21 protein-coding genes are annotated in these 26008 nt (G+C 54.1%); 2 read left to right on the top strand and 19 right to left on the bottom strand.

All coding sequences use genetic code 11. The annotated features are described in order from the left end of the window. Positions 1-5: 5 nt before the first annotated feature. From L383_RS01235 to rpsB, 19 genes are all read right to left on the bottom strand, one after another. On the bottom strand, positions 6-395 hold the full coding sequence (locus L383_RS01235; protein ID WP_023332136.1) for a VOC family protein: 390 nt from the start codon (positions 393-395) through the stop codon (positions 6-8). Between the two features lie 65 nt (positions 396-460). After that, the gene (locus L383_RS01240; protein ID WP_023332135.1) at positions 461-2593 is read right to left on the bottom strand and encodes a lysine decarboxylase LdcC; all 2133 of its coding nucleotides are present in this window, start codon (positions 2591-2593) and stop codon (positions 461-463) included. Between the two features lie 100 nt (positions 2594-2693). Beyond that, positions 2694-3653, bottom strand: a complete 960-nt coding sequence (accA, locus tag L383_RS01245; protein ID WP_013095666.1) for an acetyl-CoA carboxylase carboxyl transferase subunit alpha — start codon at positions 3651-3653, stop codon at positions 2694-2696. Positions 3654-3665: 12 nt separating this feature from the next. After that, entirely contained in the window at positions 3666-7148 is a 3483-nt protein-coding gene (dnaE, locus tag L383_RS01250) for a DNA polymerase III subunit alpha (protein ID WP_023332134.1), read from the bottom strand. Positions 7149-7186: 38 nt separating this feature from the next. Next, entirely contained in the window at positions 7187-7783 is a 597-nt protein-coding gene (gene rnhB / locus L383_RS01255) for a ribonuclease HII (protein WP_014882639.1), read from the bottom strand. Then, on the bottom strand, positions 7780-8928 hold the full coding sequence (gene lpxB, locus L383_RS01260) for a lipid-A-disaccharide synthase (RefSeq protein WP_023332133.1): 1149 nt from the start codon (positions 8926-8928) through the stop codon (positions 7780-7782). The genes rnhB and lpxB overlap by 4 nt, the downstream gene beginning before the upstream one ends. Further along, positions 8928-9716 carry an acyl-ACP--UDP-N-acetylglucosamine O-acyltransferase gene (gene lpxA / locus L383_RS01265; protein ID WP_014882637.1) on the bottom strand — a complete coding sequence of 263 codons (789 nt, stop codon included), beginning with the start codon at positions 9714-9716 and terminating at the stop codon, positions 8928-8930. Before lpxA ends, lpxB begins: the two co-directional genes overlap by 1 nt. Positions 9717-9719: 3 nt before the next feature. Next, positions 9720-10175, bottom strand: a complete 456-nt coding sequence (gene fabZ / locus L383_RS01270; protein ID WP_010426706.1) for a 3-hydroxyacyl-ACP dehydratase FabZ — start codon at positions 10173-10175, stop codon at positions 9720-9722. 102 nt (positions 10176-10277) lie between these two features. Then, a complete protein-coding gene (gene lpxD, locus L383_RS01275) occupies positions 10278-11303 on the bottom strand; it encodes a UDP-3-O-(3-hydroxymyristoyl)glucosamine N-acyltransferase (protein ID WP_023332132.1) in 1026 nt (341 codons plus the stop codon). Between the two features lie 3 nt (positions 11304-11306). Continuing rightward, a complete protein-coding gene (gene skp / locus L383_RS01280; RefSeq protein ID WP_014882635.1) occupies positions 11307-11801 on the bottom strand; it encodes a molecular chaperone Skp in 495 nt (164 codons plus the stop codon). Between the two features lie 122 nt (positions 11802-11923). Next, the gene (gene bamA / locus L383_RS01285; protein WP_014882634.1) at positions 11924-14341 is read right to left on the bottom strand and encodes an outer membrane protein assembly factor BamA; all 2418 of its coding nucleotides are present in this window, start codon (positions 14339-14341) and stop codon (positions 11924-11926) included. Positions 14342-14372: 31 nt separating this feature from the next. After that, positions 14373-15725 (bottom strand): sigma E protease regulator RseP, encoded by a 1353-nt coding sequence (gene rseP, locus L383_RS01290; RefSeq protein ID WP_014882633.1) that lies wholly within the window; start codon positions 15723-15725, stop codon positions 14373-14375. 11 nt (positions 15726-15736) lie between these two features. Then, a complete protein-coding gene (gene cdsA, locus L383_RS01295; RefSeq protein ID WP_014882632.1) occupies positions 15737-16594 on the bottom strand; it encodes a phosphatidate cytidylyltransferase in 858 nt (285 codons plus the stop codon). Between the two features lie 12 nt (positions 16595-16606). Next, positions 16607-17365: a (2E,6E)-farnesyl-diphosphate-specific ditrans,polycis-undecaprenyl-diphosphate synthase gene (gene ispU / locus L383_RS01300; RefSeq protein ID WP_014882631.1), complete on the bottom strand. Its 759-nt coding sequence runs from the start codon at positions 17363-17365 to the stop codon at positions 16607-16609. 186 nt (positions 17366-17551) lie between these two features. Then, positions 17552-18751 (bottom strand): 1-deoxy-D-xylulose-5-phosphate reductoisomerase, encoded by a 1200-nt coding sequence (gene ispC / locus L383_RS01305; RefSeq protein WP_023332130.1) that lies wholly within the window; start codon positions 18749-18751, stop codon positions 17552-17554. 95 nt (positions 18752-18846) lie between these two features. Then, on the bottom strand, positions 18847-19404 hold the full coding sequence (gene frr, locus L383_RS01310; RefSeq protein ID WP_014882629.1) for a ribosome recycling factor: 558 nt from the start codon (positions 19402-19404) through the stop codon (positions 18847-18849). Between the two features lie 167 nt (positions 19405-19571). After that, positions 19572-20297 (bottom strand): UMP kinase, encoded by a 726-nt coding sequence (gene pyrH, locus L383_RS01315; RefSeq protein ID WP_023332129.1) that lies wholly within the window; start codon positions 20295-20297, stop codon positions 19572-19574. Between the two features lie 150 nt (positions 20298-20447). Beyond that, the gene (gene tsf, locus L383_RS01320; protein ID WP_023332128.1) at positions 20448-21299 is read right to left on the bottom strand and encodes a translation elongation factor Ts; all 852 of its coding nucleotides are present in this window, start codon (positions 21297-21299) and stop codon (positions 20448-20450) included. Positions 21300-21416: 117 nt separating this feature from the next. Beyond that, positions 21417-22142: a 30S ribosomal protein S2 gene (rpsB, locus tag L383_RS01325; protein ID WP_003856207.1), complete on the bottom strand. Its 726-nt coding sequence runs from the start codon at positions 22140-22142 to the stop codon at positions 21417-21419. A 321-nt stretch (positions 22143-22463) separates the two neighbouring features. On the opposite strand from rpsB, the gene map reads away from it, so the two are divergent. Together map and glnD are read left to right on the top strand one after the other, a co-directional pair. Then, a complete protein-coding gene (gene map / locus L383_RS01330; protein ID WP_014882626.1) occupies positions 22464-23258 on the top strand; it encodes a type I methionyl aminopeptidase in 795 nt (264 codons plus the stop codon). A 62-nt stretch (positions 23259-23320) separates the two neighbouring features. After that, entirely contained in the window at positions 23321-25996 is a 2676-nt protein-coding gene (glnD, locus tag L383_RS01335; RefSeq protein WP_032629830.1) for a bifunctional uridylyltransferase/uridylyl-removing protein GlnD, read from the top strand. Positions 25997-26008 lie beyond the last annotated feature (12 nt).

Genomic DNA, 26008 nt, shown 5'->3' with positions numbered 1-26008 from the left:
AAACATTACTGCTGGTAAAGCTCCAGCGGCAAATCATCCGGGTCGTTAAAAAAGGTAAAACGCTTGTCGGTGAAGGGATCGACACGGATCGGTTCACACGTCACGCCGCGCGCTTCCAGATGTTTTACTGCGTTATCCAGATCATCAACGCTGAAGGCAAGATGGCGCAGTCCACAGGCTTCCGGGCGCGACGGGCGCGCAGGCGGGAAGGGAAAAGAGAACAGCTCAATCACATATTGCCCGTTTAAAGCGAGATCCCCCTTCCAGGAGTCACGCTCCTCGCGGTAGGCCTCGCTCAACAGCGTAAAGCCAAGAATGTCACAATAGAAGGCCTTACTTTTCGCGTAATCGGTAGCAATGATCGCAATATGGTGAACCGCTTTTAAACCCAGCATAGCTTCTCCTTTTTATGATGCCTGAACGTTACAACCGAGAACCCGCACCTGGCAAGCGGTCAGCGTTATTTTAGGACTCGCACCCAGTAAACGCCGTGCTCATCGCGCTTCGCACCGTGAATATCCGTCTCGAAACCCGGATAGTGACGCCCCACCGAACAGAGCATCAGCAGAAAATCGAGTACTGCCCGGCTCTCCTCGGTGATCATTTCCCCCGGCATCAGCAGCGGTACACCCGGTGGGTAAGGCAGAATCATATTGGCCGACACGCGCCCGACCAGATTTTCCAGCTCAACGGTTTCTACCTCACCTTTTACCTGCCGCTGCCAGGCCTTGTGAGGCGTCAGCTTCATGTCAGGCAGGACGTCAAACGCCTGAAGCATGAGGCGCGGCAGATCGTGCTGGCGGATCAATCTGTGGATCCCCTGGGCCAGATCCTGAATGCGCATATTGCGGTAGAAGTCAGGATCTTCCGCGTAGAGATCCGGCAGCATGTTCTTCACCCGCAGGTTGAGATCGTAGGCACGCTTAAACTCCATCAGCCCGCGCAGCAGACCCATTGCCCGGGTTTTATCGATCCCGATACTGAACAGGAACAACAAATTATAGGGGCCGGTCTTCTCCACTACCACGCCGCGCTCATCAAGGAACTTCGCCACCAGCGCGGCGGGAATACCTTCATCACCCATTACACCCTGCTCGTCCATGCCTGGCGTCAGGATCGTCACCTTAACCGGATCGAGGAACATGTGGTCCGCATCGGCATCGCGGAAGCCGTGCCAGCTCTCCCCAGGCGCAACGGGCCAGCACTCGGCCTCGTCGATCTCTTCCGGCTGCCAGATATCAAAGAACCAGCCGTCTGCCTCATCTTTCAGCCGCTGGACCTCTTTACGGAAATGCAGCGCCCGCTCCACCGAGCGGTTTATCAGGCGTTTACCCGGGTTGCCGCGCAGCATCGCCGCCGCGGTTTCGATAGATGCCACCAGCGGATAGCTCGGTGAAGTGGTGGTATGCATCATAAAGGCTTCGTTGAAGGTCTCCTCGTCGTACTCGCCTTTGATGTGAATAAGAGACGCCTGGGAAAAGGCGGCCAGCATTTTGTGGGTCGACTGCGTTTCGAAGAACACTTTGCCCGGCACGCGCTCGCCGCTCATCCCGCTCTTACCCGAATAAATCGGGTGAAAATTGGTATAAGGCACCCACGCAGAATCGAAGTGGATCGACGGCACGTCCAGCGTCTGCTTGATCCAGTTGGTGTTGTATAACAGGCCGTCATAGGTGGAATTGGTGATCACCGCATGAACAGGCCAGCTTGCGCCAGGGATCGCCGCAACTTTCTTTTCAATGGTTTGATGCGTGAACTCCCGGCGTGGGATGCCGCCGAGAATCCCCAGCGCGTTACGCGTAGGGGATAACCAGAGCGGCACCACGTCGCTCATCATCAGCAGGTGCGCCAGCGATTTATGGCAGTTACGGTCAATCAGCAGCGTGCTGCCCACAGGCGCAGCGTACATCCCGACGATTTTGTTCGAGGTCGAGGTGCCGTTGGTCACCATATAGCTCTGCTCAGCGCCAAAGGTGCGGGCAATATACTCCTCAGCCTCCAGATGCGGGCCGGTGTGATCCAGCAGAGAGCCCAGTTCCGTGACCGAAATTGACACGTCCGCTTTCAGCGTGTTGCCCCCGAAAAAATCATAGAACAGACATCCTACCGGGCTTTTTTGATAGGCTGTTCCGGCCATATGCCCTGGCGTGCAGAAGGTGTATTTCCCCTCTTTCACATAGGTAAAAAGCGCGCGGGTAAAGGGCGGCGTAATGTTATCGAGGTATTCACCCGTGTACTGCTGAATGCGGGTCGCGATATCTTCCGCCACGCCGAGAGAATATTCAAAGAACCACAGCGCCATCCGCATATCATGCGCGCTGACGTCCATGGTCGAGTGGGTATTGATAAACGCATACAGCGGGAGATATTCGTTCAGCTTGTTGATCTCGCTGCACAGCTCCAGATCGTATTCGTCCCAGTCGAAGATCACGCCACAGATTCGCGGGTTATGCTCAATAAACTTCAGCAGGTCGGCGCTGTTGTGCGGCCAGATGAGCTGATACCCGCGCGACTGAAGGGCTTGCTCCAGCTCCTTGATGGGCTCGTCTTTATAAAAGACGCCGTGCGGCCCCATAATGGCAATGATGTTCACGGTCTACCTCCTTGAAAAACATTAGCTAAGCATAGTTAAGGTAAACGGCGGGTATAAAAAAAGCCGCAACATTGTGCGGCTTTTCAGATAATTGTGAAGCTTACGCGTAGCCGTAAGTCATCAGACGCTGATAACGACGGTTGAGCAGGTCTTCTTTGCTCAGGACGTCCAGATCGGCCAGGTCAGCCAGCAGCTGGGCTTTCAGGGAAGCAGCCATCACTTCCGGCTTACGATGCGCGCCACCCAGCGGTTCCGGGATCACGGTATCGATCAGCTTCAGCTCTTTCAGACGTGGGGCAATGATGCCCATCGCTTCTGCGGCCAGCGGCGCTTTATCAGCGCTTTTCCACAGAATGGACGCACAGCCTTCCGGAGAGATAACGGAATAGGTGCTGTACTGCAGCATATTCACTTTATCGCCCACGCCAATGGCCAGCGCACCACCTGAACCACCTTCACCGATGACGGTACAGATGACCGGCACCTTCAGGCGGGACATCTCGCGCAGGTTACGGGCGATGGCTTCAGACTGACCGCGCTCTTCCGCGCCCACGCCAGGGTATGCACCCGGGGTGTCAATGAAGGTGATGATTGGCATGTTGAAACGCTCAGCCATCTCCATCAGACGCAGGGCCTTGCGGTAGCCTTCTGGTGCAGGCATACCGAAGTTACGACGGATTTTCTCTTTGGTTTCACGCCCTTTCTGATGACCAATGATCATCACCGGGCGTCCGTCCAGACGCGCGATACCGCCGACGATAGCTTTGTCATCAGCGTATGCGCGATCGCCTGCCAGTTCGTCAAATTCGTCAAACGCCAGGCGGACATAATCCAGGGTGTACGGACGCTGTGGATGACGCGCCAGCTGGGCGATCTGCCATGCGCCGAGATCGGCAAAGATTTTGCGCGTCAGCTCTACGCTTTTTTCACGCAGACGATGCACTTCTTCGTCGATGTTAATATCCAGTTTTTCATCCTGACGGCTTACCGCTGTCAGAGAATCGATTTTCGCTTCCAGCTCAGCAATCGGCTGTTCGAAATCAAGGAAATTCAGACTCATAGTATTCCTGTATTAGTCAAACTCCAGTTCCACCTGCTCCGAACCAATGAGGCCACGGAGATCGTTCAGTAAACGATCGCTCGGAGAGACACGCCACGTTGCACCAAAGCGCAACCGCGCACGTGCATCCGCCCTCTGATAGTAGAGATGTACTGGAATTGTCCCCGAGCGGTGGGGTTCCAGAGACTGACGGAGTCGGTTTAAAAGCTGGTCATCAATTTGCCTGTCCGTCAGCGAGATAGCAAGCCCGCGAGCATATTTTTCCCGGGCTTCGTCAATGTCCATCACTTCGCGGGCGGTCATTTTAAGCCCCCCGCTGAAGCCATCAAAGCTGACCTGTCCGCTGACGATAAGTATGCGGTCTTTTTCCAGCAATTGCTGGTATTTATCCAGCGCGTCGGTGAACAACATCACCTCCAGACGCCCGGAACGGTCATCCAACGTACAGATGCCGATACGATTGCCGCGCTTGGTGACCATAACCCTTGCAGCAATCACGAGCCCCGCAGCCGTGGTAATTTTACCACGTTCTGTCGGATGCATGTCTTTTAGCCTGTGGCCGCCGACATAGCGCTCAATTTCTTTGATGTACTGGTTGATCGGGTGACCCGTCAGGTACAAGCCTAACGTTTCACGCTCGCCATCCAGCACGACCTGTTCTGGCCATGGCTGGCAGTTAGAATACGACTGCTCAATCTGCTCCGGCTCCTCCGCCAGCACACCGAACATATCTGCCTGCCCAATGGCTTCCGCTTTCGCGTGCTGGTCCGCCGCTTTCAGGGCATCGCCGAGGGAGTTCATCAACGCAGCGCGGTGCGGCCCCAGCCTGTCGAACGCGCCGGACATGATCAGCTTTTCCAGTACGCGGCGGTTCAGTTTTTTGGTATCGGTACGGGCGCACAGATCGAACAGCTCGCGGAAATAGCCGCCGTTGTTACGCGCTTCGATGATCGCCTCGATCGGCCCTTCACCCACGCCCTTGATCGCACCGATCCCGTAAACGATCTCCCCGTCGTCGTTGACGTGGAAATGGTAAAGCCCTGAGTTAATATCCGGCGGCAGGATCTTGAGCCCCATGCGCCAGCACTCATCCACCAGACCAACGACCTTCTCGGTGTTATCCATATCGGCAGTCATTACCGCCGCCATAAATTCAGCAGGATAGTGCGCTTTCAGCCACAGCGTCTGGTATGAGACTAGCGCATAGGCGGCAGAGTGGGATTTGTTAAATCCATACCCGGCGAATTTCTCCACCAGGTCGAAGATTTTCATCGCCAGCTCGCCGTCAACGCCGTTTTTCTTCGCGCCGTCTTCAAAGATGGAGCGCTGCTTGGCCATCTCTTCCGGTTTTTTCTTCCCCATAGCACGACGCAGCATGTCCGCGCCGCCGAGGGTATAACCAGAAAGCACCTGAGCAATCTGCATGACCTGTTCCTGGTACAGGATGATGCCGTAGGTCGGCTCCAGTACCGGTTTCAGGCTTTCATGCTGCCACTGCACGTCCGGGTAGGAAATCTCTTCGCGACCGTGTTTACGGTCGATAAAGTTATCTACCATCCCCGACTGCAGCGGCCCCGGGCGGAACAGCGCCACCAGTGCGATCATATCTTCGAAGCAGTCAGGCTGCAGGCGCTTGATCAGGTCTTTCATGCCGCGGGATTCAAGCTGGAAGACCGCGGTGGTCTCCGAGCGCTGCAGCATGTCGAAACTTTTCTTGTCATCCAGCGGGATGGCAGCAATGTCTATCGGTTCAAGGCCCTGCTTTTCCCGGCGCGGGTTGATCATCTTCAGTGCCCAGTCGATGATCGTCAGCGTACGCAGGCCGAGGAAGTCAAACTTCACCAGCCCGGCGTATTCCACGTCGTTCTTATCAAACTGAGTGACTGGATGCTCACCCGCTTCATCGCAGTAGAGCGGCGCGAAGTCGGTAATTTTGGTCGGAGCAATAACCACGCCACCTGCATGCTTACCGGCGTTACGCGTGACGCCTTCCAGCTTGCGCGCCATGTCGATCAGGGCTTTGACTTCTTCGTCAGCTTCGTAGATTTCCGGCAGCTGAGGTTCGGCTTCAAACGCTTTTGCCAGCGTCATGCCCGGATCGGGCGGCACCAGCTTAGAAATACGATCGACGAAACCGTACGGGTGGCCGAGTACACGCCCCACGTCGCGGATAACCGCTTTCGCCGCCATGGTACCGAAGGTAATGATCTGCGATACCGCATCACGGCCATACATGTCCGCTACGTGCTCGATCACCTGATCGCGTTTCTCCATGCAGAAGTCGACGTCGAAGTCGGGCATGGAAACACGTTCCGGGTTGAGGAAACGTTCGAACAGCAGGTCGAATTCCAGCGGATCGAGGTCGGTAATTTTTAATGCATACGCCACCAGCGAGCCCGCACCGGAGCCACGGCCCGGACCTACCGGTACGCCGTTATCCTTCGACCACTGAATGAACTCCATAACGATCAGGAAGTAGCCGGGGAAGCCCATCTGGTTGATAACCTGAAGCTCTATATCCAGACGCTCGTCATACTCCGGACGACGTTTTTTACGCTCTTCTTCATCCGGGAAGAGGAATTCGAGACGCTCTTCCAGACCCTCCTTCGATTTCATGACCAGGAAATCTTCCGTCGTCATGTCACCCGTCGGGAACTGCGGCAGGAAGTATTCGCCGAGGCGCACGGTGACGTTACAGCGCTTGGCAATCTCTACGCTGTTTTCCAGCGCTTCAGGGATATCGGAAAAGAGCTCGCACATCTCCTCTTCGCTGCGCATATACTGCTGCGATGAGTAATTACGCGGGCGCTTTGGATCGTCAAGGGTGAAGCCATCATGGATCGCCACACGAATTTCGTGGGCGTCAAAATCGCCGGATTCCAGGAAACGCACATCATTCGTCGCCACCACGGGCAAACCGCGCTCTTCAGCCAGCGCAACAGCGGCGTGCAGATAGCTCTCTTCGTCCTGGCGGCCGGTGCGGATCAATTCCAGATAGTAACGATCCGGGAAATATTCTTCATAAAACGAGACGCACTGATCCACCAGCGCGCTGTTGCCACGCAGCAGGCATTTGCCGACGTCGCCCATGCGGCCACCGGAGATCAGCAGCAGCCCTTCGTTCAGTTCCGCCAGCCAGTCCCGGTCGATCCACGGGCCCAGCGCACCATAGCCGCGCTGATAAGCTTTCGAAATAAGCAGAGTGAGGTTCTGGTAGCCGGTGTTGTTCATGGCCAGCACGGAAATTTGCGTCAGTTCATCGCCGATGAGATCGCTCTGAACATGAAAATCCGCACCGACGACAGGCTTCATCCCCGCGCCATGTGCCGTTCCGTAGAACTTCACCAGGCCACACAGGTTGGTAAAATCGGTGATCGCCAGCGCAGGCATGCCAAGCGCGGCCGCCTTTTTTACAAGCGGCCCGGTCTTCGCCAGCCCATCGATCATGGAGTAGTCGCTATGCACCCGCAGGTGTACGAAACGTGGTTCAGCCATCTTCAGATTCCGCGTTACTTAATTGCTTGCGTATTGATTCAGGACACCCGTCCCAGCGCGCGTTTCACCGGGCCAAAGCTGCGCCGGTGATGTTCAGTTGCGCCATGTTCAGCCAGCTTTTCCAGATGGAAAGCCGTAGGATACCCCTTGTGCTGGGCGAAGCCATACTGAGGGTAAGTGAGATCCAGCGCGGCCATTTCAGCGTCGCGTGTCACCTTGGCAATAATAGATGCTGCGCTGATCTCGGCGACACGGCTATCGCCTTTGACGACCGCCATAGAAGGCATCGGCAGTGCCGGACAGCGGTTGCCGTCAATCAGGACATATTCCGGAGCAATTTTCAGGCCCGCTACCGCGCGCTGCATGGCCAGCATTGTAGCATGCAAAATATTCAACTCGTCGATTTCATGCGGCTCAGCGCGCCCCAGGCTCCAGGCCAGAGCCTTCTCCTGAATCTCACTGAACAGGGCCAGTCGACGTTTTTCGGATAATTTTTTTGAGTCGTTTAGCCCGACGATCGGGCGGGCGGGATCGAGGATCACCGCGGCGGTCACAACAGCCCCCACTAACGGGCCACGACCGACTTCGTCCACCCCTGCCACAAGATGCGTGTGAGGGTATACAAATTCCATCATTTTGCTAACTCCAGCACTGCATCGGCCGCTTGCTCATCTGCATTGCAGCGGATCAGTTGATGCAGTTCACGGAAGGTATCATGCATCTGGTGGCTGGTCTTGCCGTTGGCGAGCAGCGGCAGCAGGGCCTCCGCCAGCGCCTGAGGCTGGCACTCATCCTGTAAGAGCTCTTTTACCAGCTCGCGCCCGGCAAGCAGGTTTGGCAGGGAAACATAATCCGTTTTCACCAGACGTTTTGCCAGCCAGAAGGTAAACGGCTTCATACGATAACCGACCACCATCGGGCATTTCGCCAGCATACATTCCAGCGCAGCCGTGCCAGAGGCCAGCAGTGCGGCATCGCTCGCAAACATCGCTTCCCGTCCTTTCCCGTCCAGCAGGCGGACGTGAAGATCCGGGGCGACTTCCGCTTTAATGCGTTCGAACTGCTCGCGGCGTTTGGCATTCACCAGCGGCACGACCACTTCAAGATCGGGATACGTCTTGCGAAGAATCTGCGCGGTTTTCAGGAAATCAGCGCTCAGCATCTCCACTTCTGCGCCACGGCTTCCTGGCAGCAATGCCAGACAGTGCACATCATGAGGGATACCGAGCACGTCGCGCGCCGCGTTTTTATCCGGATCCAGCGGCATCGCATCCGCCATGGTATGACCGATAAAACGGCAGGGAACATTAAATTTGTCGTAAAACGCTTTTTCGAAAGGCAGAAAAGCCAGCACCAGGTTGGTGGACCGTCCAATTTTGAAAACGCGTTTCTGTCGCCACGCCCAAACGGACGGACTGACGTAATGAATGGTTTTGATGCCCTGCTTTTTCAGATTACCTTCGAGGGTAATGTTGAAGTCGGGTGCATCGATACCGACAAACACATCGGGTTTGAGCTCGGTAAAGCGGCGGGTAAGATCGGCACGAATATGCAGCAAGCGTCGCAAACGCCCCAGCACCTCAACAATGCCCATCACGGCCAGCTCTTCCATTTCATACCAGGCTTCACAGCCTTCGGCCTGCATCAGCGGGCCAGCCACGCCAACAAAGCGGGCGTTAGGTACGCGAGCTTTGAGCGCGCGGATGAGACCGGCACCAAGAATATCGCCGGAGGTTTCTCCGGCGACCAGGGCTATCGTAAGCGGACGACTGTCGACCATTAACGAATCAGACCCCTTGTTGAACGGTCAAAGAACTCCATGAACGCGTTCACTTCCGGGAACTTATCCGCCAGTTCGGCAATGTCCGGCTTCGCCTCTTCCAGCGTTTTACCGCTACGGTACAGCAGTTTGTACGCGTTACGGATGGCCGTAATCGCTTCGCGACTAAAACCACGACGCTTGAGGCCTTCGATGTTCACGCCAAACGGCGTGGCATGGTTGCCCTGCGCAATCACATACGGTGGGACGTCCTGCGCCACACCGGAGCAGCCACCGACCATCACGTGTGCACCAATGATGCAGAACTGATGGACTGCGGTCATGCCGCCAATAATTGCGAAGTCATCAACAGATACGTGTCCTGCCAGCGTTGCGTTGTTGGCAAGAATACAGCGATCGCCCACGGTACAGTCATGCGCAATATGCGCATTCACCATAAACAGGTTATCGCTACCCACCTTCGTCAACCCACCACCCTGTACTGTTCCACGATGAATGGTGACGCTTTCGCGAATACGGTTACGATCGCCAATTTCCAGACGGGTCGACTCACCAGCATATTTCAGATCCTGGTTAACTTCGCCGATGGAAGCGAACTGATAGATCTCGTTATTGCTGCCAATGGTCGTATGACCATTCACGACAACGTGAGATTTCAGTACTGTACCCTCACCAATTTCGACATTGGGTCCAACAATACAGAACGGGCCAATGTGAACGTTGGCACCAATGATGGCGCCGGTTTCCACAATAGCAGTAGGATGAATAAAGGCGGATTTATCAATCACGTATCAGGACTCCCGGCTACGAGCACACATCATCGTCGCTTCGCAAACAACTTTGCCGTCAACCAGCGCTACGCCTTTGAAGCGAGTCAGGCCACGACGCGTTTTTTCAAAAGTGACTTCCATGATCATCTGATCACCAGGCACGACAGGACGCTTAAAGCGCGCTTCATCAATACCTGCGAAGTAATAGAGTTCACCTGGCTCCAGTTTACCGACGCTTTTAAACGCCAGAATACCGGTAGCCTGAGCCATCGCTTCCAGAATCAACACACCCGGGAAGATAGGCTTACCCGGGAAGTGTCCCTGGAAGAACGGTTCGTTCACGGAAACATTTTTCACTGCGCGCAGAAAACGACCTTCTTCAAAATCCAGCACACGGTCTACCAGCAAAAACGGGTAGCGGTGCGGCAGAAGTTCTAAAATCTCTTCAATATGCAGAGTATGAGTGTCAGTAGTCAAAATACTCTTCCTGTCAAAATGTACTGATAACAATAATAACACGGCCTGCCGGTTTATTAGAAAGCCGACAGGCCGGGAAAGATAGCGTTAAACGGGTGACGTTTAGTCTTGTTGATCGATCTTACGCTCAAGAGACTTGAGTCGCTTGCTCATATCATCAATGTTCATCACCAGTGCTGCTGTTTTACGCCATACCTTGTTGGGTTGCAGCGGAATGCCCGAGGAATAGACGCCAGGTTCAGTGATCGGACGCATTACCATGCCCATGCCTGTCACCGTCACCTTGTCGCATATTTCCATGTGGCCATTAATCACGCTCGCACCGCCAATCATGCAATAACGACCAATTTTCAGGCTGCCCGCCATGATGACGCCCCCCGCAACTGCGGTATTGTCGCCAATCACAACGTTATGCGCAATCTGGCACTGGTTATCGATGATAACACCATTGCCAATGATCGTGTCGTCGAGTGCACCACGGTCGATCGTGGTACAGGCCCCAATCTCCACGCGATCGCCAATAATAACGCGACCAAGCTGCGGGATCTTAACCCAGTTACCGCGATCGTTCGCGTAACCAAAGCCATCAGAACCAATCACGGTGCTGGACTGGACGAGGCAATTTTCGCCGATTTCAACTTCATGATAAACGGACACATTGGCCCATAAACGGGTTCCTGCGCCGATTTTCGTATTTTTCCCAACGAAGCACCCCGGGCCAATCACGACGTTATCACCCAGCACAACGCCAGACTCGATAACCGCATTCGCACCAACGGCAACGTTGTTACCAAGCTTAGCCGTCGGATCGATTGCTGCACTGGCAGCAATGTTCTGAGCCGGTTGCGGCGTGGTATCAAGAATTTGAGCCATGCGTGCATACGTCAGGTAGGGGTTTTTCACTACCAGTGCACTTCCAGTGGCAAAGGGAAGATCGTCCTGCGTCAGAACAACAGCTGACGCCTGGCATTGAGCCAGTTGTTCACGGTACTTAGGGCTTACCATGAAGGTAATCGTGCCAGCTTTAGCAGATTGCATGGACGCAACAGCGGTGATGACGATATCGCCATCACCGTGTAATTCTGCATCCAACTGCTGAGCTAAATCAGCCAGTCGAATTGAAGGCATTACTTATTTAACCTGTTTCAGAACATCAGCGGTGATGTCTTTAACATCGCTGCTGTTGAAAGCAACGGCATTCGCATCAACAACCAGATCGATGCTCTGATCGGCAGCCACTGCTTTAACAGCAGTCTGAATGCGAGTGACCAGTTTGCCACGCTCTTCGTTAGAACGACGCTGACGATCCTGCTCGAAAGCCTGCGCTTTCTGAGAGAAGGTCTGGCGCTGAGCCATAACGTCTTTTTCCAGTTTGCTGCGATCGCTTGCTTTCATGGTAGAACCATCACGCTGCAGACGCTGCATTTTGGACTGAAGATCGCCTTCCATACGCTGCAGTTCGCTCGCACGGCCTTTGAATTCGTTTTCCAGTGTTGCAGAAACACCCGTTTTCTGTGCAACCTGCTGGAACAAATTACCCATGTTGACGATTGCGATTTTGTCTGCTGCCTGAGCAGAAGTTGCCATCGCTAAACCGAGACCTGCAGCTAATAACCACTTTTTCACAATTAACTCCTTACCATCCCATTGGCACCAGAAGGTACCGTTCTTTGCGTGGCAAGGCGACCGTTTTACCGATCGCCGGTTGTCAGCGCTACACTGCCAACGCATTCCTTTGCAGCGGATTATTACCAGGTTTTACCAATGTTAAACTGGAATTGCTCCGCCTTGTCTCCATCGTATTTCTTAAACGGCTGGGCGTAAGAGAAGACCAACGGTCCCAGCGGTGACATCCATTGTAATGCGATACCAGCAGACATGCGAATATTGCTCGGATCGCTGTAGTCCGGAACGCCAGCATCACGCATCTGTGCAGTATTCTGCCAGTTGGTGTCCCACACCGTACCGGCATCCCAGAAGAAGGACGTGCGGACGGAGTTCGCGTATTTATCACTGATAAACGGCGTTGGTGTGATGAACTCGAGGCTCGCCACGGCCATGGCGTTACCGCCCACTGCATCATCAGAGCTACACACTTCGGAAGATGAAGATTTATAGCAGTTATCTTTATCGTTACCGCCGTAGTAAACCGCTTTCGGACCAATGTTGTTGGACTGGAAGCCACGCACGGTGCTGGAACCACCCGCGTAGAAGTTCTCGTAGAACGGCAACTCTTTACTGCCGATACCATCACCATAGCCCCAACGGGTACGACCCAGAACGACCCACTTGTGGTCATCATCAATTGGGAAGTAGGACGCGGTATCCAGGGTTACCTTGTAGAACTCATTGTCAGAGCCCGGAACGGTCACTTTACCGTTCAGGTTGACGCGAGAACCTTCCGTTGGGAAGTAACCACGGTCGAGGCGGTTATAGGTCCAGCCGTAGTTGAAGGTGAAGTCATCCGCAGCAAAACCATTGTTATCGCCGGTTTTACTCGCAGACTGGCCAATAGAGTCCAGATAACGCCACATCGCCACCTGAGGTTGCATGTTGGACAGGTCGTTATGCACGTAACCTAAGCCCGCACGCAGGGTGTTATATTCGTTAACCGGGAAGCCGAGCGTTCCGTCTACACCATAGCTCTTGTTGGTATAGGAGGAGAGATCCGCGTCGTCTGCTTTAAAGTCGTTATAGAAGATACGACCGCCCAGGCTTACACCGTCAACGGTGAAGTATGGGTTGGTAACAGAGAACTCAGAGTAGGTCTGGTAGTCGTTTTTGGTGCCGTTAATACCGACAGAGTAACCTGTACCCAGCCAGTTATCCTGCTGGACGCCAACCTGGAAGCTCACGCCACTTTCAGTACCGTAGCCCACACCGAAGTTGAAGCTACCGGTGTTACGCTCTTTCACCTTATACACGACATCAACCTGATCCGGGCTGCCGGGTATACGCTGCGTTTCCGTGTCCACGGTTTCGAAATAGCCCAGACGGTTCAGACGCTCTTTACCCTGGTCAACGAGGTCGCTACCCAACCATGCCCCTTCCATCTGACGCATTTCGCGACGCAGAACGGAGTCTTTGGAGGTATCGTTACCGACGAAGCGGATCTTACGTACGTAGAAACGGTTACCCGCATCAACGTTAACATGCAGCTTAACGGTTTTATCCGCGTCGTTGATTTCCGGCTGTGTTTGTACACGCGGGTAAGCATAACCATAGCGGCCGAGCAGCTTCTTAATGCCGTCTTCCATTTTGGTGACTTTAGAACCGCTGTACAGATCGCCCGGCTGAATTTTAGTCAGCGCTTCAATTTCAGCTGAATGCCCGGCCAGGTTACCACTGACTTCAACACCGGAAAGCTTGTACTGATCGCCTTCAGTGATGTTAATCGTGATGTAGATACCTTTCTTGTCCGGCGTCAGACTGACCTGAGTCGAGTCGATGTTGAAACGGGCGTAACCGCGATCCAGATAGTAGCTGCGCAGGGTTTCGAGATCCCCCGCAAGTTTCTGTTTCTGGTATTTACGATCGCCAACCACGTTCCACCACGGCACTTCATCGCGCAGCTGGAAAGTGGAGATCAGTTCGTCGGTGCTAAACGCGTGGTTACCCACGATGTTGATCTGCTGGATCTTCGCGGAAACACCTTCCTGGAAGACCAGCTTCAGGTCAACACGGTTACGTGGGAGCGGCGTAACCACCGCTTTCACGCTGGCACTGTATTTACCGACGCTGTAGTAGAAGTCTTCCAGACCTTTTTCAATGTCTGAAAGGGTTGTGCGGTCCAGAGATTCCCCCACACGAACACCGGATGCTTCAAGGTTTTGCTTGAGCATGTCATCTTTCACCGACTTGTTACCGGAGAAAGTGATACTGGCGATCGTTGGACGTTCTTTTACCTGTACCAGCAGCGTATCACCATCGCGCAGGACGCGGACATCCTCGAAGTTGCCGGTGGCAAACAGAGCACGGATGGTGTTACTGATATCTTCATCATTAACCGTATCGCCGGGGCGCACAGGCATACTGAGGAGGGCCGCACCAACGGCGACACGCTGAAGGCCTTCGAAATGAATGTCTTTCACTACGAACCCGTCAGCACCGTATACGGTGGCGCTGCTAAACAGCAGCGACGCTATGAGCAACTTTTTCATCGCCATCGTTATTATGCGTTCTTCCTAACTAACTCTCTTACAACCGAGAGAAATCATTGAAAAGTGCAAGCCCCATTAACAGCACCAGCAAAATCGAGCCGATGCGGTAACTAAAGTCTTGAACTCGCTCGGATACCGGTCCGCCTTTTAGCTTTTCAATCGCTAAAAACAGCAGATGACCCCCGTCTAACACGGGAAGCGGGAACAGGTTGATTATCCCAAGGTTCACGCTAATGAGCGCGAGGAACATGAGATAGTAAATCACCCCGAATTCCGCTGACATCCCAGCCCCCTGAGCAATCGAGATTGGCCCACTGAGGTTGTTCAGTTTCACATCACCGGTTATCAATTTCCCCAACATGTTGACCGTCAGCTTCATCAGTTGCCATGTTTTATCCGTGGCTTCAAGGATGGCGCTGAACGGCCCATACTGGCGTATTGTCTTGTACTCATCTGGCAGCGGGATCACTTTTGGCACAACGCCTGCGAACCCTTCTGCCTTTTTGCCGACCGACTTCGTATCCGGGATCAGCGTCAGCGAAAGCGGACTGCCTTGCCTTTCAACTTCCAGCGCGAGGGACGTCCCCGGATTATCGCGCACCAGAGTAACAAAGGTCATCCACTCTGTTAATGGTTGACCATCGACTTTAACGATCCTGTCGCCCGCTTGCAAACCCGCTTTGCTCGCCGCCGAATTTGGCTGGACTTCAGCTAATACCGGCTCAATCTGCGCACCGCGGGGACGAATACCCAGCGCTGCGACGGGATCTTCTTTATCGGGCTCGAAACGCCAGTGGCGTAAATCCAGTACTTTGTCCTGACGCGCGTCTGACCCAAACGGCGATACGCTGAGGGTTGTCTGCGCATCGCCAATTTTGGCTACCAGTTGCAGTCGCACGGCATCCCAATCAGGGGTTTCGATGCCATCAATCGCTTTAAGTTCCATCCCGGACGTAATTTGCGCATTCGCCGCGATAGAGTTGGGCGCAATTTCCCCCACCACCGGACGCACGCCAGGGACGCCGATAATAAACACCAGCCAGTAAGCGAAAATTGCAAAGATGAAGTTGGCTACCGGTCCGGCAGCGATGATGGCAGCGCGTTGTCCAACGGTTTTGTTGTTAAACGCACTGTGTCGCAGCTCGGGTGCGACAGGCTCGACGCGTTCGTCGAGCATTTTGACGTAGCCGCCAAGCGGGATAAGTGCAATGACAAATTCCGTGCCGTGACGGTCGGTGCGCGTCCAGAGTGATTTGCCAAAACCAATGGAGAATCGCTCTACCCGCACACCACAACGGCGAGCAACCCAGAAATGGCCAAATTCATGCACGGTAATCAGCACACCCAGTGCAACAATGAACGCCGCCAGATTCCAGAGAATGCTCAGCATAAAACCTTCCGTTAAATCGTCCCGAATACCAGTAAAAGCAGGCAAGCAAACACTGGAACAGCCGCTGTCAGGCTGTCAATGCGATCCAGTATACCGCCATGCCCTGGAATCAGATGTCCGCTGTCCTTAATCCCTGCTTCACGCTTAAACATACTTTCGGTTAAATCACCGAGCACTGAGGCAAGCGCTGCAAAAATAGAGCATACCAGCAGTATTGACGGAGCCACTGCCAGATCCGCCCAGACGCCATAGCCCCAGGAGATAACTGCAGCCGTAAACAAGCCGCCGATGAATCCTTGCCAGGTTTTCCCTGGAGACACCTTCGGCGCCAGTTTATGTTTGCCGAACAGTTTACCAAACATATAGGCCCCGGAGTCAGCCCCCCAGACGAGAATCATCACATAAAGCAGCCAGATCGCACCGCTATAGTGGTTTTCGTCATAGTGCCAGGCGCGTAGCGCGACCATCCCCCAGAAAAAAGGCACAATGGTGAGCAGACCAAAAATGAGTCGCAACACTTTTGAATTACGCCATAAAGCCGCAGAGCCTGGATAAAAAAGAACCAGCAGCAATGCAGCCACCCACCAGGCCAGCGATATCCACAAGGAACCGGCAACCAGCGGCTGATGAATATCGTGGTGATATTCAGGCAACGTAAACAGCATTATGGCCAGAATAAAGCCACAGAGTACCGCAAGCCATACTCGCTGATTGCGCGAGGTAAAGCCGCTAAACTGTCCCCATTCCCACGCCGCGAGCATGCAGACCACCAGCGTGACAATAGCGAATCCCACCGGGGGCAGTAAAAACAGCGCCGCAATGACAATGGGTATTAATACAAAAGCGGAAATCAGGCGATACTTCAGCAAAAGCTACCCCCATCAGGCGTTGTCGCCACCTGGCTCGGTGCCGCCGAAACGACGCTCTCGATTGGCAAAGGCATGCAGCGCACCTTCAAAGTCTTGTTCATCAAAATCGGGCCAAAGAACATCTGTAAAGTAAAGTTCGGCATAGGCAATTTGCCATATCAAAAAGTTACTTATGCGATGTTCCCCCCCTGTCCTAATTACCAAATCCACAGGTGCCAGCTCATTCATGCAGATTTGCTTGCTCAGCGCCTCTTCATCAATCTGGTCGGGTCTCAACAGCCCTTCCTGAACCTGTTCGGCCAGATGCCGAACGCCCTGGATAATATCCCAGCGTCCGCCGTAATTCGCCGCGATATTGAGCGTCAGACCGGTATTATTTTCAGTCAGCGCTTCTGCTTTACGAATCCGTTCCTGCAAACGTGAGTTAAAACGACTGGTATCGCCAATGATACGCAGGCGGACGTTGTGGCGGTGCAGGCTTTTTACTTCGCTGTCGAGCGCCCACACAAACAGTTCCATCAACGCAGTCACTTCCTGCGGCGGTCGATTCCAGTTTTCACTGCTAAAAGCATAGAGCGTTAACGCATCAATGCCGTTATTCGCGGCAAAAGAAACGGCGCGGCGAACGGATTTCGCCCCTGCTTTATGCCCAAAGGCTCGTATCTTCCCTTGTCTTTTCGCCCAGCGGCCATTGCCATCCATAATGATTGCTACATGACGGCAGCCATGAGCTGGCAAGTTTTCGCTTATTGGTTGATTCGCAGACAACATAACGCGTTTTTTGTCCCTGAAAAGGATTTAACGGTACTCAGGAATACTTAAGCCTGTACATAAAAAAGCCGTGTCAAACCACGGCTTACCTGACCACATAAAGTCAAATTCCTGCGATCAGGTGGCGCAGACTATATCACTGAAGCCCAAAGCTAACAAATAGCACGACGACTAGTGCTTGCTTTATCACCAGCTTGCGAGGCGGCTCACCTGTTTACGCGCAATATCACGTGCAGCAGCATCGACCGCCAGCACCTCTTCCACACTTTGAGGCTCACGCAAATCCATTATTTCCAGTACCGATAAATTCAACGTTGCGATATCGGTAAAGCGGATTTGCTGATGCAGAAATGCGTCAACGGTAATTTCGTTGGCTGCATTCAGTGCCGTCGTCGCCGCCTGTCCCTGGTCGAAGGCATTCATCGCAAGCTTCAGACAAGGATAGCGATCGTAATCGGGTTCACTGAACGTCAGGGAACTTAGCTTACAAAAATCAAGCGGCTTCACGCCCGATTTCACCCGGTTTGGCCACGCCATTGTATGGGCGATGGGCGTACGCATATCCGGCTCGCCCAGCTGTGCCAGCACGCTGCCATCCTGATAGCGCACCATCGAGTGAATGACCGATTGCGGGTGAATCAGAACTTCCATCTGTTTCGCTGACGCATTAAACAGCCAGCGAGCTTCAATGTATTCCAGACCTTTGTTCATCATGGTGGCGGAGTCAACGGAGATTTTACGCCCCATTGACCAGTTCGGATGACGACACGCCTGATCCGGCGTCATTGCGCTCAGTTCAGACAGTGGCGTTTCACGGAACGGGCCACCAGACCCGGTAAGCAGAATCGACACGACGCCATTCTGCTCCAGGTCAGCGTACCCCAGGTTCTGTTGAAAAGGTTGCGGTAAACTCTGAAAAATGGCGTTGTGCTCGCTGTCGACCGGCAAAAGACGCGCCCCGCGCTGCTTCACCGCGTCCATAAACAGGCGTCCGCAGGTCACCAGCGACTCTTTGTTGGCCAGCAGAACATCTTTACCCGCATCTATTGCCGCAAGCGTCGGCAGCAACCCGGCCGCACCGACAATAGCCGCCATGACCTGGTCAACCTCATCCAGCGCCGCCATGTCGCAGGCCGCCTGCGACCCACTCAGCACCTCGGTTCGACTGCCCTTCTCAAGCAGCAGAGTTTTCAACTGACGCGCGCTCTCATCGTCATCCATCACCGCATAACGTGGCATAAACTCCAGGCACTGCTCGACCATGCGCTGCACGTTCTTACCGGCGACCAGCGCGGTCACGGTATAATGTTCAGGATTGTGGCGGACGACGTCGAGAGTACTGCAACCGATAGAGCCGGTTGAGCCAAGGAGAGTTAAATGCTTCATGGGATGCCCGAAAAAAGTTAGACCAGATAAAAGCAAAACGCCGCCAGCAAGACCCGAAGTCCCTCTGAACGGCGTTTATCAGTGTACGACAGAAATCAGAACTGCATCAGTTCCGCTTCTTTATCTGCCAGCGCCGCATCAATTTTCTTGATCGCTGCGTCGGTCATTTTCTGAATGTCGTCCTGAGAACGACGATCGTCATCTTCACTGATCTCTTTTTCTTTCAGCAGCGCTTTCACTTTATCGTTCGCGTCGCGGCGAACGTTACGCACGGATACGCGACCCTGCTCAGCTTCGCCACGCACCACTTTGATCAGATCTTTACGACGTTCTTCCGTCAGTGGAGGCAGTGGAACGCGGATATCAGAACCGGCAGAGCTTGGGTTCAGACCGAGGTCAGAGGCCATGATCGCTTTCTCAACCGCCGGGCTCATAGAGCGATCGAACACGTTGATTTTCAGCGTACGGGTATCTTCTACCGTCACGCTCGCCAGCTGACGCAGAGGGGTTGGCGTACCGTAGTATTCCACGATGATGCCATCCAGCAGGCTTGGGGAAGCACGGCCAGTACGGATTTTGCTGATTTGGGTTTTGAACGCTTCTACGCATTTTTCCATGCGTACTTCAGCATCTTTTCTGATGTCGTTAATCACGTTACGAATCCTTGAAAACTTGTCTCAGGCAGACTATCCGCCAGCACAGCGCTACAGGTGTGCTAAGTATAGTCGCGTTTAATTCATGACAACGCCAAAGGCGCGCCCGGGTAAGATACCACTACAAAATAAAGCGGAATCTTACCTGTATTTATCGCCGACGGAAATTATTCCGTGATCAAAGTGCCTTCTTTTTCGCCCATGACCACGCGGCGCAGTGCGCCAGGCTTATTCATGTTGAAGACACGGATCGGCAGTTTGTGGTCGCGAGCCAGCGTGAAGGCGGCAAGATCCATCACTTTCAGCTCTTTTTCCAGCACTTCGCCGTAGCTCAGCTGATCGTACATGGTGGCGGAAGGATCTTTTGCCGGGTCGGCAGTAAACACGCCGTCTACTTTGGTCGCTTTCAGTACCACATCGGCTTCGATCTCAATACCGCGCAGGCAGGCAGCGGAATCGGTCGTAAAGAACGGGTTACCCGTACCGGCGGAGAGGATCACCACGCGGTTGTTGCGCAGCAGGCTGATCGCCTCTGCCCAGCTGTAATTATCGCATACGCCATTCAGTGGAATCGCGGACATCAGGCGGGCATTCACATAGGCGCGGTGGAGCGCATCACGCATCGCCAGGCCATTCATGACGGTTGCCAGCATACCCATGTGGTCGCCCACAACGCGGTTCATCCCCGCTTTCGCCAGACCAGCACCACGGAAAAGGTTGCCACCGCCAATGACCACGCCAACCTGGATACCCAGTTCGACCAGTTCTTTGATTTCCTGTGCCATGCGATCAAGGATGCTTGCGTCAATACCGAAGCCTTCCGATCCCTGCAGCGCTTCGCCACTCAGCTTAAGCAGAATGCGTTTGTACACGGGTTTTGCATTGGTAGCCATGTTTCTTTCCTGAGACTGTCAACGATTAAGATGGGAGTTAATTCTGGCGACATGATATGCCGCAAATCAGCACAGCGACACTGGAGCCTGTCTGATTTCATATGACGGGTGACAAAAAGAAGCCGCCCTCAGGCGGCTCCTTTTCAATCATTAAGACTGCTTGGACATTGCAGCAACTTCTGCTGCGAAGTCAGTCTCAACTTTCTCGATGCCTTCGCCCACTTCGAAGCGGATGAAGCCAGTTACGTCAGCGTTGTGCTCTTTCAGCAGCTGAGCAACAGACTTGCTTGGATCCATAACGAAAGGCTGGCCAGTCAGAGAAACTTCGCCGGTGAATTTCTTCATGCGGCCTTCAACCATTTTCTCTGCGATTTCTTTTGGCTTACCAGACTGCATCGCGATGTCCAGCTGAACCTGGTACTCTTTTTCTACCACTTCAGCAGACACGTCTTCTGGCTTAACGAATTCTGGTTTGCTTGCAGCGATGTGCATAGCCAGCTGTTTAACCAGCTCTTCGTCAGCGCCTTTAGCCGCAACCAGAACACCGATACGTGCACCGTGCTGGTAAGAGCCCAGAACGTCGCCTTCCAGAGAAGAAACGCGACGGATGTTGATGTTCTCACCGATTTTAGCAACCAGCGCAACACGTTCTTCTTCGAACTGTGCTTTCAGAACTTCAACGTCAGTGATTTTGCCAGCAACCGCTGCGTCCAGAACTTTGTTCGCAAATGCCTGGAAACCGCCATCTTTAGCAACGAAGTCAGTCTGGCAGTTAACTTCCAGAATGATGCCGTAGTTGCCGTCGATTTTGGTGATGATCACGCCGTCAGCAGCAAGGTTGCCTGCTTTTTTAGCTGCTTTGATCGCACCGGATTTACGCATGTTTTCGATTGCCAGCTCGATGTCGCCGTTCGCTTCAGTCAGCGCTTTTTTGCAATCCATCATGCCTGCGCCAGTACGCTCGCGCAGCTCTTTTACCAGGGATGCGGTAATTTCAGCCATTCTTAAATCCTCGGGAGATGTGAACTGCCCGGCCGGGGGCCAAACAGTGTAAATTGAAAAAAGGGGCCGGTAATGGGCCCCTATTCATACACGGTACTAATAAGGGGTAAAACCTTATTATTCAGCTTCTACGAAGCTTTCTTCCGCCTGAGAAGCCAGATCCTGGGAACGGCCTTCACGAACGGTAGCAGCTACAGCGCTCAGGTACAGGCTAACAGCACGGATTGCGTCGTCGTTACCCGGGATAACGAAGTCAACACCGTCCGGATCGGAGTTGGTATCAACGATAGCGAATACCGGGATACCCAGGTTGTTAGCTTCTTTGATAGCGATGTGCTCGTGGTCTGCATCAATTACGAACAGCGCGTCTGGCAGGCCGCCCATATCTTTGATACCGCCCAGGCTGTTTTCCAGCTTGTCCAGTTCACGAGTGCGCATCAGCGCTTCTTTCTTAGTCAGCTTGTCGAAAGTACCGTCCTGAGACTGGGTTTCCAGATCTTTCAGGCGCTTGATGGACTGACGAACAGTTTTCCAGTTGGTCAGCATGCCGCCCAACCAGCGATGGTTCACGAAGAACTGGTCGCAGCTGTTAGCAGCATCTTTCACAGCTTCGCTTGCAGCGCGCTTAGTACCAACGAACAGAATCTTACCTTTACGGGAAGAGATCTTGTTCAGCTCAGCCAGGGCTTCGTTGAACATTGGTACAGTTTTCTCAAGGTTGATGATGTGAACTTTGTTACGCGCGCCGAAGATGAAAGGCTTCATTTTCGGGTTCCAGTAACGGGTCTGGTGACCAAAGTGAACACCAGCCTTGAGCATGTCGCGCATGGAAACAGTTGCCATGTTTAAAACCTCTATATTGAAAGTTGGGGTTATGCCTCCACGTATCCCATATTACCGACCCCGAAGGGCACCCCGGAATATGTGCCGATACGTGTGTGTTGTTACACAAAGTGAGATTTGTCGCTCCCGTCCAGCCTGTGTATCTGAGATGGATCGGAAGTCCGGCGCGCTTTATACCACAAAACACGACCAGAAACCAACAGTTGTTGGCGGAGTGTGCTGTTAATGATTCTCAATTTGGCACGGAGCGTGCCTGACTGATACCATTGACGACACTTAGACTAGTATTGTCGAAAAAATCGACACCGATGGACAGATTACATGGCTATCTCTATTAAGACACCTGAAGAAATTGAAAAGATGCGCGTCGCCGGTCGTCTGGCCGCGGAAGTGCTGGAAATGATCGAACCGTTCGTGAAGCCGGGCGTCAGCACCGGTGAACTGGACCGCATCTGTAACGACTATATCGTGAACGAGCAGCACGCGGTTTCCGCCTGCCTCGGCTACCACGGTTTCCCGAAATCCGTCTGCATTTCTATTAATGAAGTGGTTTGTCACGGTATCCCGGACGACGAAAAACTGCTGAAAGATGGCGACATCGTCAACATCGACGTGACCGTCATTAAAGACGAGTACCACGGTGACACCTCTAAGATGTTCATTGTCGGCAAGCCAACGATTCTGGGCGAGCGTCTGTGCAAAGTGACACAAGAGAGCCTGTACCTGGCGCTGAAAATGGTTAAGCCGGGTATTCGCCTGCGTACCATTGGTGCTGCCATCCAGAAGTTTGTAGAAGCGGAAGGGTTCTCCGTCGTGCGCGAATACTGCGGTCACGGTATTGGCCGCGTTTTCCATGAAGAACCCCAGGTTCTGCACTATGATGCCGATGACGGCGGCGTGGTGCTGCAAAAGGGTATGACCTTCACCATCGAGCCGATGGTCAACGCCGGTGACTACCGCATCCGCACCATGAAAGATGGCTGGACGGTGAAAACCAAAGACAGAAGCTTGTCTGCTCAGTACGAGCATACTATTGTGGTAACAGACAACGGCTGCGAAATTATGACGTTGCGCAAGGATGACACCATCCCGGCGATACTGACGAACATTGAGTGATAAGAAGCCGGCAAATGCCGGCTTTTTTAATGGCGATAGCTTTTTCTTATGGGTGGCGCACGATGAGTAATCTCTTACCCGAACAGTATGCTAACACAGCACTTCCCACCCTTCCCGACCAGCCCGATAACCCGGGCGTCTGGCCGTCGCACGAGCTGACCTGCGCGCATATCAAAGCCCATATGGATGTTTTCCATCGCTGGCTGGGCAGCGCGTTCGACGCAGGGGTCTCAGCCGAGCAACTTATTGAAGCGCGCACCGAATTTATCGACCAGCTCCTGCAACGTCTGTGGATCGACTACGGTTTCGGGCAGGTGAGCGACATCGCGCTGGTTGCCGTCGGGGGCTATGGCCGCGGTGAACTTCATCCACTTTCCGATATCGATCTCCTGATCTTAAGCCGTAAAAAGCTACCGGACGAACAGGCGCAGAAGATTGGCGAGCTGCTGACCCAGCTCTGGGACGTGAAGCTGGAAGTGGGACACAGCGTGAGAACCCTGGAAGAGTGCCTGCTGGAGGGCTTATCTGACCTGACCGTCGCCACCAACCTGATTGAAACCCGTCTGCTGATCGGTGACGTGGCGCTGTTCCTGGAGCTGCAAAAACACATCTTCAGCGACGGCTTTTGGCCGTCAGAAAAATTCTTCGCCGCGAAGGTCGAGGAGCAAAATCAGCGCCATCAGCGCTACCACGGCACCAGTTACAATCTTGAACCCGATATTAAAAGCAGCCCCGGCGGCCTGCGCGACATCCACACGCTACAGTGGGTGGCCCGCCGCCACTTTGGCGCCACCTCAATGGACGAGATGGTCGGCTTTGGCTTTTTAACCGAGGCCGAACGTAACGAACTGAACGAGTGCCTGCATCTGCTGTGGCGCATCCGTTTTGCCCTGCATCTGGAAGTGACCCGCTACGATAACCGCCTGCTGTTTGACCGCCAGCTCAGCGTGGCGCAGCGATTGAATTATCAGGGCGAAGGTAACGAACCGGTTGAGCAGATGATGAAGGATTTCTTCCGCGTCACCCGCCGGGTGACCGAGCTGAACCAGATGCTGTTGCAGCTGTTCGACGAGGCCATTCTGGCCCTGACGGCGGACGAAAAGCCGCGCCCAATTGATGACGAATTCCAGCTGCGCGGCACGCTTATCGACCTGCGGGACGAAACGCTGTTTATCCGCGAGCCGGAAGCGATCCTGCGAATGTTCTACACCATGGTGCGCAACAGCACGATTACCGGGATCTACTCCACCACCCTGCGCCATCTGCGCCATGCGCGCCGTCATCTGACGCAGCCGCTGTGCTATATCCCGGAAGCGCGCTCGCTGTTTTTGAGTATGCTCCGTCATCCTGGCGCCGTCAGCCGTGGTCTGCTGCCAATGCACCGTCATAGCGTGCTGTGGGCCTATATGCCGCAGTGGTCGCACATCGTCGGACAGATGCAGTTCGATCTCTTCCACGCCTACACGGTGGATGAGCACACGATCCGCGTCATGCTCAAGCTGGAAAGCTTTGCGAAAGAAGAGACGCGATCCCGCCACCCGCTTTGCGTGGAGCTGTGGCCGCGCCTCACCCATCCGGAACTGATCCTGATTGCCGCCCTGTTCCACGACATCGCCAAAGGCCGCGGTGGAGACCACTCGGTGCTGGGTGCGCAGGACGTGCTGAAATTTGCCGAGCTGCATGGGCTCAACTCGCGCGAAACGCAGCTGGTCGCCTGGCTGGTACGCCATCACCTGCTGATGTCAGTCACTGCCCAGCGTCGTGATATTCAGGATCCAGAGGTAATTAAGCAATTCGCCGAAGAGGTCCAGACGGAGAACCGTCTGCGCTATCTGGTGTGCCTGACGGTCGCGGATATTTGTGCCACCAATGAAACCCTGTGGAACAGCTGGAAGCAAAGCCTGCTGCGCGAGCTCTATTTCGCTACCGAAAAACAGCTGCGTCGCGGGATGCAAAACACCCCGGACATGCGCGAACGCGTGCGCCATCACCAGCTGCAGGCCCTGGCGCTGCTGCGGATGGATAACATTGATGAAGAAGCACTGCATCAGATTTGGGCCCGCTGCCGTGCCAACTATTTTGTCCGCCACAGCCCAAACCAGCTTGCCTGGCACGCGCGACATCTGCTGAAGCACGATCTGTCGCAGCCGATGATCCTGCTTAGCCCACAGGCGACGCGCGGCGGGACGGAGATCTTCATCTGGAGCCCGGATCGGCCTTATCTGTTTGCTGCGGTCTGCGCCGAGCTGGACAGGCGTAACCTGAGCGTTCACGACGCGCAGATTTTTACCACCCGCGACGGCATGGCGATGGATACCTTTATCGTACTGGAGCCGGACGGCAGTCCGCTCTCGTCGGACAGACATGAAGGGATACGCTTCGGTCTGGAACAGGCGATCACTCAGCGCAGCTGGCAGCCACCGCAGCCGCGTCGCCAGCCGGCGAAATTGCGCCACTTTACCGTCGATACCGAGGTCAATTTCCTGCCGACCCACACCGACCGTAAATCGTTCCTGGAGCTGATCGCGCTCGACCAGCCAGGGCTGCTCGCCCGCGTCGGCCAGGTTTTTGCCGATCTGGGAATTTCGCTTCATGGCGCCCGAATTACAACTATTGGCGAGCGAGTAGAAGATTTATTTATAATCGCCACCGCCGACCGGCGTGCCCTTAATAATGACCTGCAACTTGAAGTGCAACAACGGTTGACAGCAGCCCTCAATCCAAACGATAAAGGGTGACGTGTTTTTTAG

Source organism: Enterobacter sp. MGH 37, assembly GCF_000534515.1.
Lineage (GTDB): Bacteria > Pseudomonadota > Gammaproteobacteria > Enterobacterales > Enterobacteriaceae > Enterobacter > Enterobacter kobei.
Note: the sequence above shows the minus strand (reverse complement) of the source record. Positions and strands in the feature narration are given on the sequence as shown.